This is a genomic window from Flavobacterium sp. (assembly GCF_035195345.1).
Classification (GTDB): Bacteria; Bacteroidota; Bacteroidia; order Flavobacteriales; family Flavobacteriaceae; genus Flavobacterium.
In genome coordinates this window covers 655,700-667,156 of sequence record NZ_CP136574.1, presented here as the reverse complement: position 1 = coordinate 667,156, position 11,457 = coordinate 655,700, and the positions used below count along the sequence as shown (strand labels likewise).

Annotated in this window: 13 protein-coding genes and 1 tRNA gene; 9 read left to right on the top strand and 5 right to left on the bottom strand. The window is 32.5% G+C overall.

Annotation, left to right across the window (positions count from 1 at the left end; translation table 11 throughout):
* The first annotated feature begins 32 nt into the window (after positions 1–32).
* Both RSE15_RS03200 and RSE15_RS03195 read left to right on the top strand, forming a co-directional pair.
* Positions 33–599, top strand: coding sequence for a transposase (locus tag RSE15_RS03200; RefSeq protein WP_324069544.1), 567 nt, complete (start codon positions 33–35; stop codon positions 597–599).
* Positions 596–1,072, top strand: a complete 477-nt coding sequence (locus tag RSE15_RS03195; protein WP_324069543.1) for a GyrI-like domain-containing protein — start codon at positions 596–598, stop codon at positions 1,070–1,072. The genes RSE15_RS03200 and RSE15_RS03195 overlap by 4 nt, the downstream gene beginning before the upstream one ends.
* On the opposite strand, the gene RSE15_RS03190 is transcribed toward RSE15_RS03195, so the two are convergent.
* Entirely contained in the window at positions 1,069–1,440 is a 372-nt protein-coding gene (locus RSE15_RS03190; protein WP_324069542.1) for a YchJ family protein, read from the bottom strand. The two genes, RSE15_RS03195 and RSE15_RS03190, sit on opposite strands and share 4 nt — an antisense overlap.
* Before the next feature lie 3 nt (positions 1,441–1,443).
* Positions 1,444–1,584 (bottom strand): hypothetical protein, encoded by a 141-nt coding sequence (locus tag RSE15_RS03185; protein WP_262317556.1) that lies wholly within the window; start codon positions 1,582–1,584, stop codon positions 1,444–1,446.
* A 107-nt stretch (positions 1,585–1,691) separates the two neighbouring features.
* Here RSE15_RS03185 and RSE15_RS03180 point away from each other — a divergent pair, with 107 nt between their 5' ends.
* Entirely contained in the window at positions 1,692–2,210 is a 519-nt protein-coding gene (locus RSE15_RS03180; protein ID WP_324069541.1) for a hypothetical protein, read from the top strand.
* Positions 2,211–2,243: 33 nt separating this feature from the next.
* Here the strand turns inward: RSE15_RS03180 and RSE15_RS03175 are convergent, their stop codons facing one another.
* The gene (locus RSE15_RS03175; RefSeq protein WP_324069540.1) at positions 2,244–2,807 is read right to left on the bottom strand and encodes a DUF1543 domain-containing protein; all 564 of its coding nucleotides are present in this window, start codon (positions 2,805–2,807) and stop codon (positions 2,244–2,246) included.
* 124 nt (positions 2,808–2,931) lie between these two features.
* Here RSE15_RS03175 and RSE15_RS03170 point away from each other — a divergent pair, with 124 nt between their 5' ends.
* Positions 2,932–5,118: a glutamine synthetase III family protein gene (locus RSE15_RS03170; RefSeq protein ID WP_324069539.1), complete on the top strand. Its 2,187-nt coding sequence runs from the start codon at positions 2,932–2,934 to the stop codon at positions 5,116–5,118.
* A gap of 91 nt (positions 5,119–5,209) precedes the next feature.
* Here the strand turns inward: RSE15_RS03170 and RSE15_RS03165 are convergent.
* Both RSE15_RS03165 and RSE15_RS03160 read right to left on the bottom strand, forming a co-directional pair.
* Positions 5,210–5,291, bottom strand: a tRNA-Tyr gene (locus tag RSE15_RS03165).
* Between the two features lie 166 nt (positions 5,292–5,457).
* Positions 5,458–6,582, bottom strand: a complete 1,125-nt coding sequence (locus tag RSE15_RS03160) for a redoxin domain-containing protein (RefSeq protein WP_324069538.1) — start codon at positions 6,580–6,582, stop codon at positions 5,458–5,460.
* 240 nt (positions 6,583–6,822) lie between these two features.
* Between RSE15_RS03160 and rpsA the strand changes: the two genes are divergently transcribed.
* The 5 genes from rpsA (at position 6,823) to arsB (ending at position 11,435) form a co-directional block, all read left to right on the top strand.
* The gene (gene rpsA, locus RSE15_RS03155) at positions 6,823–8,592 is read left to right on the top strand and encodes a 30S ribosomal protein S1 (protein WP_324069537.1); all 1,770 of its coding nucleotides are present in this window, start codon (positions 6,823–6,825) and stop codon (positions 8,590–8,592) included.
* A 218-nt stretch (positions 8,593–8,810) separates the two neighbouring features.
* Positions 8,811–9,134: an ArsR/SmtB family transcription factor gene (locus RSE15_RS03150; protein ID WP_324069536.1), complete on the top strand. Its 324-nt coding sequence runs from the start codon at positions 8,811–8,813 to the stop codon at positions 9,132–9,134.
* Between the two features lie 56 nt (positions 9,135–9,190).
* Positions 9,191–9,667, top strand: a complete 477-nt coding sequence (locus tag RSE15_RS03145; RefSeq protein WP_324069535.1) for a DUF6428 family protein — start codon at positions 9,191–9,193, stop codon at positions 9,665–9,667.
* 120 nt (positions 9,668–9,787) lie between these two features.
* Positions 9,788–10,399 carry an arsenate-mycothiol transferase ArsC gene (locus RSE15_RS03140; RefSeq protein WP_324069534.1) on the top strand — a complete coding sequence of 204 codons (612 nt, stop codon included), beginning with the start codon at positions 9,788–9,790 and terminating at the stop codon, positions 10,397–10,399.
* Positions 10,400–10,403: 4 nt separating this feature from the next.
* The gene (gene arsB, locus RSE15_RS03135) at positions 10,404–11,435 is read left to right on the top strand and encodes an ACR3 family arsenite efflux transporter (RefSeq protein ID WP_324069533.1); all 1,032 of its coding nucleotides are present in this window, start codon (positions 10,404–10,406) and stop codon (positions 11,433–11,435) included.
* Positions 11,436–11,457 lie beyond the last annotated feature (22 nt).

The window sequence follows — 11,457 nt, the reverse complement described above, 5'->3', positions numbered from 1 at the left end:
CATTATTTCGTAATATTATAACATTCAACGCCATGCAAAATAAATTTCAAAACAAATACCGCATTCCTTCCGCACGTCTACAAACCTGGGATTATGCCAACAATGGTGCCTATTTTATTACCATTTGCACCCAAAATCGAGAACATTTTTTTGGAAATATTAAAAACGGAATTATGCAATTATCCGAAATCGGGAAATTGGCAGCACAATTTTGGTATGAAATACCCAATCATTTTTCAATGGTTGAATTGGGTAATTTTGTGGTGATGCCAAATCATGTTCATGGGATATTGATTATTGACAAAACGAATGATGAACCATTCGTAGAGACAAGGCATTGCCTTGTCTCTAACATCGAAACCAATTCAATTATTGGTTCATCCCGATTTCAAAATCAGGAAAAAAATACCATTTCATCAATCGTAGGTTCATATAAATCCATAGTCACCAAAATGTCACGACAAATCAACCCCAATTTCGGGTGGCAATCCCGATTTCACGATCATATCATTCGTAATTCGGAATCATTTGAAAAAATTCAACATTATATTGAACAAAATCCATCAAAATGGAAAGAAGATACATTTTATAAATTATGAAACCAATCATCAAAACCTTCCCAATAACAAAATTCATCGGAATGAATAGTGTAATTTCCTATTCAGATTACCGAATAGGAGAATTGTGGGGTAATTTTATGCCAAGACGAAATGAAATTCAAAATACAATAGGAACGGATTTATTCAATATTCAAATCAATCCCGATAATTTTGATTTTAATCCGCAAACTGAGTTTGTGAAATGGGCTGTGATTCCTGTAACAGATTTTAAATCTATTCCAGATGGAATGCAACAGTTAATAGTTGAAGAAGGATTGTATGCGGTTTTCAATCATGTGGGAGATGCAGTAAAAGCAAGAGAAACTTTTGGTTATATTTTTGGTGTTTGGTTGCCTAACTCGGAATATCAATTAGATAATCGTCCGCATTTCGAAATATTAGGAGCGAAATATAAAAATAATTCACCCGATTCTGAAGAAGAAATTTGGATTCCTGTTAAAAGAAAAGCTTAAAATTCTCCATCCACATAAAACCATTTTTCGTTTTCTAATTTAAAAGTTGAATGTTCGTAATGTACTTGTGCTTTTAAATTTTCATCTAAATAATACGCTTTGAAGGTAACTGTGTTTTCTGTTGAGGCTAGAACTTCTAGTTTTAACCATTTGTTGGCTTGACTCCAATCTAAAATATCTTTTTTGTTGTGGAATCGTCTTTTTGAAATATGAGTAGTGTTTACCAAGTAATCGGCGGCACCCGTTGCAAAAGCACTATAACGAGAACGCATTAAGGTTTCTGCTGTGGGTGTGTTTTTAATTCCTTTGATATAAGGTTCACAGCAATTTTGAAAGGAAACGTTATTTCCGCAATAGCAACCCGACATAAATTACGATTTAGATTCGTTGAATTTTCGTTGAATTTCTTTTAATTTTTCTGCTCGAGCATTTTTTTTGGCTTTTTCTTTCGATTGCTCTTTGTGTAATTTGTCGTTGTGTGCTTTAATATTTTTTGGATTATTTCTTCCCATTTTTATAGCCTTTATATAGATTTCAAAGATACTAATTTATATCGTATAAAAGTTTGGCACAAGAATTGGTTATATTTACACAAGAAATAATTTAAAATTTAAATATTATGAAGAAAATTACTTTATTGATAGCTTTTATCGGGATGATAGCACTACAAAGTTGTACAGTTAACGAAGAAAATGATAATGTTGATAACGATACTATTGCTGAGGTTTTTGAATTAAGAAACGTTAATTTTAGTTATAATAGTTCAACAGTTGGATACTTTATTTATAGAAGTTTAAATCCTCAAATATACGCTTCTGATAATATTTTAATTTATAGAATGTCTGATTTAATAGATTCAAATACACCAGTTTGGCAATTGATTCCTCGAACAGTATATTTTAGTAATGGAGATGAACTTGATTATGATTATGATTTTAGTAAAGAAGATTTTACTATTTATGCAAATGGGACTTATGATTTATCAGAAACACCAGAATATATTTTTAATCAAACTTTTAGGATTGTAATTATACCAGGATATTTTTCAAGTAGAAGAGCTGTTCAAGTTGATTTTAATGATTATAATGCTGTAATAGAAACTTTTGGTATTAATCCAAATAATATAAAAAATCTTTAAACTAAAAGAGCTATCCGATACGATAGCTCTTTTTTATTCTGAAATTTTATCAATCTTTAAATAACCAATGTGCTTTTCATCTTCTGAAGTCGCATTGGTTTTTGTTATTTTTAAACGGTACTGCAATTTGAATTTTTCCGAAAGAATATCTTCAATGTTGTGAATATCATCTACATCAATGCCATATTTATCATCAATATGCGATTCGGCTCCTTTGAAACCATAATGTTTGTAAAATGTAGTTTGTTTCGCTTTTTTAATCGCTTCGGCTTTTGTTTTCGCAACCACTATTACTTTATAATGATATTCCTCAAATTCACCCTCTTTGTAACCACCTAAATTTAAAAAGAATAATTGTTCTTCTTGTTTTAATGGTGTTTCTATAGATACAACTTCAATTGAAAATCCATCAACAGTTGTAATTTTTTGCCACGCGTCAATATGAATTCTACCATTTGCTTCTGGCCAAAAAGCGTTCATATCTGGAATTAAATCTTTTAAACCTGTTCCTATCCCAAAAAAAATATCGTGTTGTTCGGTAAAACGTCCTTTTGGAGTGCATCCGAGCATTATCATGTATAAATTTATTGTTTTCATAGTGTAAAAGTAATAATTTTTTATATTTAACCCCTAAAAAAATAGGGTATAAATAAATATTTGTTGAAAAATTTATATATTTGCATAACTTTTAATGGGTATAACTTTAAACACACACGAACTTATGTCAACATTTCGTTTTCAAGCTTTAAGAAAAGCAACAGACAGAAAGCCAGTTCACGTAGAAGAATTGGATAGAAAATCAGTTATTTTTGGTAGTAATGTCTTTGGTGACAAAGCTATGAGACAATTTTTAACTCCTGATGCTTATAAAGCCGTTAAAGCAGCGGCTGAAGGTGTTAAAATAGATAGAAAAATTGCAGACTATATTGCACTTGGTATGAAAGAATGGGCTTTGTCTAAAGGTGTGACACATTATACACATTGGTTTCAGCCATTAACAGGTACAACTGCTGAAAAGCACGATGCTTTTTTTGAAATATTCCCTGATGGAAGTGATCCGGTTGAAAAATTTGGAGGAAGTCAATTAGCACAACAAGAGCCAGATGCATCTTCTTTTCCAAATGGGGGAATTCGTAACACTTTTGAAGCGAGAGGTTACACAGCTTGGGATCCAACATCACCAGCATTTATTTTTGGAACAACTTTATGTATTCCAACAGTTTTCGTATCGTATACAGGAGAAGCATTAGATAATAAAACGCCTTTATTAAGAGCGTTACATGCTATCGATTCAGCGGCTATAGACGTAGCAAAATATTTCGATAAAAACGTAAAAAGAGTAACACCAACTTTAGGTTGGGAACAAGAATATTTCTTGGTAGATAGCGCTTTAGCTTCATCAAGACCTGACTTATTAGCAACAGGAAGAACTTTATTAGGACACACTGCAGCTAAAGGGCAACAATTAGACGACCATTATTTTGGTTCAATTCCTACAAGAGTTTTAACTTATATGCGTGACTTAGAAAACGAATGTATGTTATTAGGAATTCCAGTTAAAACACGTCACAATGAAGTAGCTCCTAACCAATTTGAGTTAGCACCTATCTTCGAAGAAACAAATTTAGCTGTAGATCACAATTCATTATTAATGGATGTGATGCAAAAAGTAGGAGAGCGTCACGATTTTAAAGTTTTATTCCACGAAAAACCATTCAAAGGAGTAAATGGTTCTGGAAAACACAACAACTGGTCATTAGCAACTGATACTGGAATCAACTTATTAAGTCCAGGAAAAACGCCAATGAGTAACTTACAATTCTTAACGTTTTTCATCAACACAATTAAAGCGGTTCATGACAACGAAGAATTATTGAGAGCGTCAATAGCTTCTGCAAGTAACGACCACCGTTTAGGAGCTAACGAAGCACCACCAGCAATTATTTCGGTTTTCATCGGACAACAATTGACTAAAGTATTAGCGGAATTAGAAGGAGTTTCTCAAGGGAAATTATCTCCAGAAGAAAAAACAGATTTAAAATTAAACGTAGTAGGAAAATTACCAGACGTTTTATTAGATAATACAGACAGAAACAGAACTTCTCCATTTGCTTTCACAGGAAACAAATTTGAGTTTAGAGCAGTTGGTTCTTCTGCAAATTGTGCGGTTTCTATGACGACTTTAAATACGATTGTAGCTAAACAATTAAAAGATTTCAAAATTGAGGTAGATGCTTTAATTGAGAAAAATGATTTAAAGAAAGACGAAGCGATTTTCAATGTCTTGAGAGAATATATTAAAGGTACAAAAGCTATTTTATTTGAAGGCGACGGTTATAGCGATGCTTGGGAAAAAGAAGCTAAAAAACGTGGTTTAAGCAATCACAAAACAACACCTCAAGCTTTAAAAGCAAAAGTTTCTAAAAAAGCAATTGAATTGTTTAGTGAAATGGGCGTAATGAATCATGTTGAAGTAGAATCACGTTACGAAATTGAATTGGAAGAATATGTGAAAAAAATCCAAATCGAAGGTCGTGTTTTAGGTGATATTGCTCGTAATCATGTGGTTCCAACAGCTATTCGTTACCAAAATGTGTTAATAGAAAACGTAAAAGGATTAAAAGAAATCTTTGGTAAAGACTTTGAAAAAATTGCTAAAGAACAAATTTCGTTAATCAAAGAAATTTCAGAACACATAGAAGGTATCAACACCAAAGTGGGAAAAATGACCGACGAACGTAAAAAAGCAAACGCCTTAACAAGCACAGAAAAAATGGCGGATGCATACTGCGATAAAGTAAAACCTTACTTTGAAGAAATTCGTTACCACGCTGACAAATTAGAATTGTTAGTAGACGACGAACTTTGGACATTAACAAAATACAGAGAATTGTTATTTACCAAGTAATTAGATATAGAAATCCCAATCGAAAGATTGGGATTTTTTTGTCTTATAAATAGCTATATAAAAAAAAAGCACCTCTTTAGAGGTGCTTTTGTGGGGAGAGCAGGATTCGAACCTGCGAAGATGTAATCAGCGGATTTACAGTCCGCCCTCGTTGGCCGCTTGAGTATCTCCCCAAGCCATCATGCTTATTTGACTAAGCGGTTGCAAATATAGAATTGTTTTTTATTCCTGCAAAGTTATTTTCTACTATTTTGCAGACTATTTTATAACTTTCTGTAAATGAAAAACATAAAAAAAATCTTCCGAAGAAGATTTTTTTAAATATAGTTTGTGTAGGAATTATTTAACTCCTAAAAGTTCTTTTACTTTCGCTTTTAAAGCATCACCTCTTAAATCTTTTGCAACAATAGTTCCTTTAGCATCTAAAATAAAAGTAGCTGGAATTGCTTGAACGTTGTATTGTTTAGCAATAGGATCTTCCCAAAATTTAAGATTAGAAACATGTGCCCAAGTTAATTTGTCTTTAGCAATAGCTTCTTTCCATTTAGCAGCGTCTTTGTCTAAAGAAACCCCAATAATATTTAAACCTTGTGCGTGAAATTCATTATATAAAGCAACCACATTAGGATTTTCAGCTCTACAAGGACCACACCAAGAAGCCCAAAAATCAATAATAGTAACTTTTCCTAAAGTTTCTTTTAACGAAACTGTTTTCCCGTCAGGAGTAGGTCCCGAAAATAAAGGTGCTGGTTTACCTATAACAATAGCAGTCATAGCATCTAAAGTAGTTTTAATTTTCTTACCACTTTTAGTAGCAGCTAATCCCTTACTTAAACCATTATAGTACGATTTAACTTCTTCTGGAGTTAAATACTGTCTCATTAAAAAATTCTCTAATAACAATACAGATAAATAAGCATCCGGATTTTCTTTTATAAATTTCTTAGAATAATTATTCATTTCATCCTGAAACTTTTTATATTCTTTTAATAATTTATTAACCGCAACGGTATCGTTGCTCATACGGGCTTTTTGCATAGCAGGACCGTTGCTTTTTTCAAATTTTACAACTTTTTCAGAAATCACTCTGGTTTCAGTATTAAATTGTTGAAACTTATCATTATTTGGAGTTCCGCCTAAAGTAGATTTATGAATCGAATCTTTAACAATATCAACAGTAATATTTCCCTCTTCTAAAATAATAGGTAAATTAATTTCTTCGCCTTCAAATCGAATAAAACCAATGTCAATACCATTTGTAATACCTTGTAGTTCAAACTTTCCGTCAGTAACAACAGCGGTATCTTTAGCGGTAGAACCTGTTTCAGTTTGTATTTCTACAAATACTTTTTTTCCATCTTTAATTCCAGCAGCTTTACCAGAAATTAAAAACTCATTATCTTTAAGATTGTTACATGAAACAACCAAAAGCATAGAAGCAACAATAAATACTATTTTTTTCATTTTATCAATTATATTTCTGCAAATGTATTTAAAATTACTTATTTTAAAAAATATAAATAGTATTCAAACCATAAAAACTAGTGGTAAAGGTTTTGTAAATCAAAAATATAGTTGTAATTTTGCACACCTTTTGGCGAATAGCGTTTCCTTTAGGTATCAATCATTTACGTAAAACACTGCTGTTGTTTTCTAATCGCATCAAGAAACGCAAGAATCACGGCATACAAATTTTTAATCAGCATGTCTGAAATTAACAAAACACAAGAAGAGTTTTTAGCGAATTTTAACTGGCATAACTTCCAAGAAGGAATTGATCCAGTAGATGAAAAAAACTTACAAGAATTTGAAGATCTAGTAACTAAAACATTCATCGCTACAGATCAAGAAGAAGTAGTAGAAGGAGTAGTAGTTAGAATTACAGAAAGAGATGCAATTGTAGACATCAACGCTAAATCTGAAGGTGTTATTTCTTTAAACGAATTCCGTTACAATCCAAACTTAAAAGTTGGTGATAAAGTAGAAGTACTTATCGACGTTCGTGAAGATAAAACAGGTCAATTAGTATTATCTCACAGAAAAGCTAGAACTATCAAAGCATGGGATAGAGTTATTTCTGCTAACGAAACAGGTGAAATCGTGAACGGTTTCGTTAAATGTAGAACTAAAGGTGGTATGATTGTAGATGTTTTCGGAATTGAAGCATTCTTACCAGGATCACAAATTGATGTGAAACCTATCCGTGATTACGATCAATATGTGAACAAAACTATGGAATTCAAAGTAGTTAAAATTAACCACGAATTCAAAAACGTAGTAGTATCTCACAAAGCGCTTATCGAAGCTGATATTGAAGTACAGAAAAAAGAAATTATTGGTCAATTAGAAAAAGGACAAGTATTAGAAGGTGTTGTTAAAAACATTACTTCTTACGGTGTATTTATCGACTTAGGTGGTGTAGATGGATTAATCCATATTACAGACTTATCTTGGTCAAGAATCAATCACCCAAGCGAAGTTCTTGAATTAGATCAAAAATTAAACGTGGTAATCCTTGATTTCGATGATGAGAAAACAAGAATCCAATTAGGTTTAAAACAATTAAACGCTCATCCATGGGATGCTTTAGGAGCTGAATTAAAAGTCGGTGATAAAGTAAAAGGTAAAGTAGTTGTTTTAGCTGATTACGGTGCTTTCATCGAAGTTGCTGAAGGTGTAGAAGGTTTAATCCACGTTTCTGAAATGTCTTGGTCTACTCACTTAAGAAGTGCTCAAGATTTCATGAAAATTGGAGACGAGGTTGAAGCAGTTGTTTTAACTTTAGATAGAGACGAAAGAAAAATGTCTTTAGGTATCAAACAAATGACGCAAGATCCATGGACTGATATCACTGCTAAATACCCAGTAGGTTCTAAACACACTGGAATAGTTAGAAACTTTACTAACTTCGGAATTTTCGTAGAGCTAGAAGAAGGTATCGATGGTTTAGTATACATCTCTGATTTATCTTGGACTAAGAAAATCAAACACCCATCTGAATTTGTAAACGTAGGTGAAAAATTAGACGTAGTTGTATTAGAATTAGACGTTGAAGGTCGTAAATTATCTTTAGGTCACAAACAAACTACTGCTAACCCTTGGGATAAATACGAAGATGCATTCGCTGTTGGAACTATTCACAACGGAACTATTGCTGAAATCGTTGACAAAGGAGCTACTGTAGAATTTGGTGACGATATCGTTGCTTTCATTCCTACACGTCACTTAGAAAAAGAAGACGGTAAAAAATTGAAAAAAGGAGATACTGCTGACTTTAAAGTTATTGAGTTCAATAAAGAATTCAAAAGAGTAGTAGCTTCTCATACAGCTATCTTCAGAGAAGAAGAAGAGAAAAACGTTAAAGCTGCTGTTGAAACTACATCAAATAGTTCAGCACAACAAACATCTACTTTAGGTGATAACAACGACATTCTTGCTGAATTAAAAGCTAAAATGGAAAAAGGAGGTAAATAATCTCTAAATTTCTAAATATTTTAAATCCCGAAAGTAATTTCGGGATTTTTTATTGTGTAGTATATTTGTTTATCGTAATATTGCAATATAATAATTTAATAAGATTATTAAAAACGTCAGTTCGAGTGATTTTATAAAGTAAGAATGCTAATTTTTACTTTATAAAATTGTACCGAGAACCTTTTTTGACAATTATACCAAACAAGTAAATTTTAATTATGGGAGCATCTAAATCAGAATCCTTTTCAGTAGAACAAAACGAAATGGCAACTTTATTCAAAGCCTTGTCACATCCAGCTCGTATAGCTATTGTCGACTATTTGTTAACTGTAGATACCTGTATTTGTGGCGATATCGTAAACGAATTACCGCTAGCACAACCTACAATTTCACAACACTTAAAAGAACTTAAAAACGCCAACATCATCAAAGGAACCATCGAGGGAACCGCTATATGCTATTGCATCAATCCGGATACAATTGATAAAATAGAAAATCACTTTGGTATAATTCGTCATAAGTTAAAAAGCAAATGTTGCTAATTTTCTCTTGTCACCCTGAGCGAAGTCGAAGGGATTTAATCTTAATACTTTAAATTATGAAATTATCAGAAATCAAAAACCAACTAAAAAACCTAACTACAATCGCCTTTCAATTACCAAATGGTGATTTAGTACCCAATCATTTCCATGTAACCGAAGTAGGTAAAATTACTAAACATTTCATCGATTGCGGTGGAGTTGTTCGTTCAGAAGAAGTAGCCAACTTCCAACTTTGGGAAGCAAACGATTACGACCACAGATTACATCCTGAAAAATTAGTGCATATTATCGAATTGTCAGAAGCTAAACTGCAAATTCCAGATTTAGAAATCGAAGTCGAATACCAAATGAAGGAAACTATCGGAAAATTCAGTTTAGATTTCGATGGAACCAACTTCCAATTGAAATCAAAACTAACCGATTGCCTAGCTAAAGACAATTGCGGCATTCCACCAGAAAAGCTAAAAGTTAAAATAGGCGAGTGGAAACCAAAAGAAACGACTTGTTGCACTCCGGATTCAGGTTGTTGTTAATTGTATAGCACAAAGTTTCTTGAAGTTAAACACTGAATTTTACAAAAAATCATCAACTAAAAAAAATACTATGCGAACCTTGCGTAAATCTTTGCGCTCTTTGCGGTTAAAAAAATAAATATGTTAGAAAATTTATCAAAAACTATCGAAATTATCAAGAATATTTCAGTTTCAGAAGAACGAAAAGAAGTTTTAAAACCATTAGCAGATTACATTCAAAACAAAGTCAATAATAATGAAGAGATTCGTTTGAACTTCATTTGTACACACAATTCCAGAAGAAGTCATTTATCGCAAATTTGGGCACAAACTATGGCGTTTCATTTCGGAATCAAGAATGTATATTGCTATTCTGGCGGAACGGAAGCCACAGCCATGTTTCCAAAAGTAGGCGAAACCTTAATAAATCAAGGATTTCAAATTCAGAAGTTAAGCCTAGAACAAAATCCAGTTTATGCAGTAAAATTCGATGACAATCAACATCCAATCATCTGTTTTTCAAAAGCGTATTTCGATGATTTTAATCCGAAAAACAACTTTGGAGCCATCATGACTTGCAATAACGCCGACGAAGGTTGTCCCATGGTTTTTGGTGCAGAAGCTAGATTCCCAATCAAATATGACGATCCAAAAGCATTTGATGTTACGGATCTAATGAACGAAAAATATGCAGAACGTAGTATACAAATTGCCAGCGAAATGCTTTTTGTGTTTTCTCAAATAAAAAAGTAATAAAATGAAAAAACGATTAGGATTTTTAGACCGTTATTTAACCCTTTGGTTTTTCTTAGCGATGTTAATTGGTGTTGCTATTGGATATTTTATTCCCAATTCAGCTGATTTTATCAATTCATTTTCATCTGGAACGACAAATGTTCCGTTGGCAATTGGCTTGATTTTAATGATGTATCCACCCTTAACCAAAATTGATTTTTCAAAAGTGCCGCAAATGTTTGAAAAGCCAAAATTGTTATCGGCTTCGTTTATTATCACTTGGATTGTAGGTCCTTTTTTAATGTTTTTATTGGCGACTTTCTTTTTGAAAGACTATCCAGAATATATGACGGGATTGATTATCATCGGAATTGCGCCTTGTATTGCCATGGTTATCGTTTGGAATGAACTTGCCGAAGGAAACAGAGAATTAACTGCTGGTTTAATCGGAATTAATAGTTTGTTGCAAGTGTTTTTCTTCAGTTTGTATGCTTACTTCTATTTAGAAATCATGTTACCTTTATTTGGAATCAAAGGGTTAGCATTAAATATCACTATTTCAGAAATTGCTCAAACAGTTGGAATCTATTTAGGAATTCCGTTTGCATTAGCAGTTATAAGTCGTTTTGCGATTAAAAGATATTTAGGAGATAAGTTTTTCAATCAAACGTTTATTCCATTTGTTTCTCCAATTACGTTAATAGCACTTTTATTCACGATTGTAGTGATGTTCAGTTTAAAAGGCGAAATGATTGTAGATTTACCAATGGATGTGGTTAGAATTGCTATTCCTTTAGTCATTTTCTTTGCGATTATGTTCTTCTTGATGTTCTTTGTGGCGATGAAAATTGGAGCTAATTATAGAGATACAGTAGCGTTGTCGTTTACCGCTTCAGGAAATAACTTTGAGTTAGCTATTGCTGTTTCCATCGGTGTTTTCGGAATCAATAGCGGACAAGCTTTTGCAGGTGTTATCGGACCTCTAGTGGAAGTTCCCGCTTTGATAATCTTAGTAAATGTCGCTTTTTGGTTGAGAAAGAAATATTTCAAATAAAAAAAATGCTCTTTTAAGAGCG

Bases quoted from the DNA above. Each gene is read 5' to 3' on its own strand.
- RSE15_RS03180 (WP_324069541.1), top strand. From the start codon at position 1,692: ATGAAGAAAATTACTTTATTGATAGCTTTTATCGGGATGATAGCACTA.
- RSE15_RS03175 (WP_324069540.1), bottom strand. From the start codon at position 2,807: ATGAAAACAATAAATTTATACATGATAATGCTCGGATGCACTCCAAAA.
- RSE15_RS03190 (WP_324069542.1), bottom strand. From the start codon at position 1,440: ATGTCGGGTTGCTATTGCGGAAATAACGTTTCCTTTCAAAATTGCTGT.
- RSE15_RS03150 (WP_324069536.1), top strand. From the start codon at position 8,811: ATGGGAGCATCTAAATCAGAATCCTTTTCAGTAGAACAAAACGAAATG.
- RSE15_RS03145 (WP_324069535.1), top strand. From the start codon at position 9,191: ATGAAATTATCAGAAATCAAAAACCAACTAAAAAACCTAACTACAATC.
- RSE15_RS03140 (WP_324069534.1), top strand. From the start codon at position 9,788: ATGTTAGAAAATTTATCAAAAACTATCGAAATTATCAAGAATATTTCA.
- RSE15_RS03170 (WP_324069539.1), top strand. From the start codon at position 2,932: ATGTCAACATTTCGTTTTCAAGCTTTAAGAAAAGCAACAGACAGAAAG.
- RSE15_RS03185 (WP_262317556.1), bottom strand. From the start codon at position 1,584: ATGGGAAGAAATAATCCAAAAAATATTAAAGCACACAACGACAAATTA.
- rpsA (WP_324069537.1), top strand. From the start codon at position 6,823: ATGTCTGAAATTAACAAAACACAAGAAGAGTTTTTAGCGAATTTTAAC.
- arsB (WP_324069533.1), top strand. From the start codon at position 10,404: ATGAAAAAACGATTAGGATTTTTAGACCGTTATTTAACCCTTTGGTTT.
- RSE15_RS03195 (WP_324069543.1), top strand. From the start codon at position 596: ATGAAACCAATCATCAAAACCTTCCCAATAACAAAATTCATCGGAATG.
- RSE15_RS03200 (WP_324069544.1), top strand. From the start codon at position 33: ATGCAAAATAAATTTCAAAACAAATACCGCATTCCTTCCGCACGTCTA.
- RSE15_RS03160 (WP_324069538.1), bottom strand. From the start codon at position 6,582: ATGAAAAAAATAGTATTTATTGTTGCTTCTATGCTTTTGGTTGTTTCA.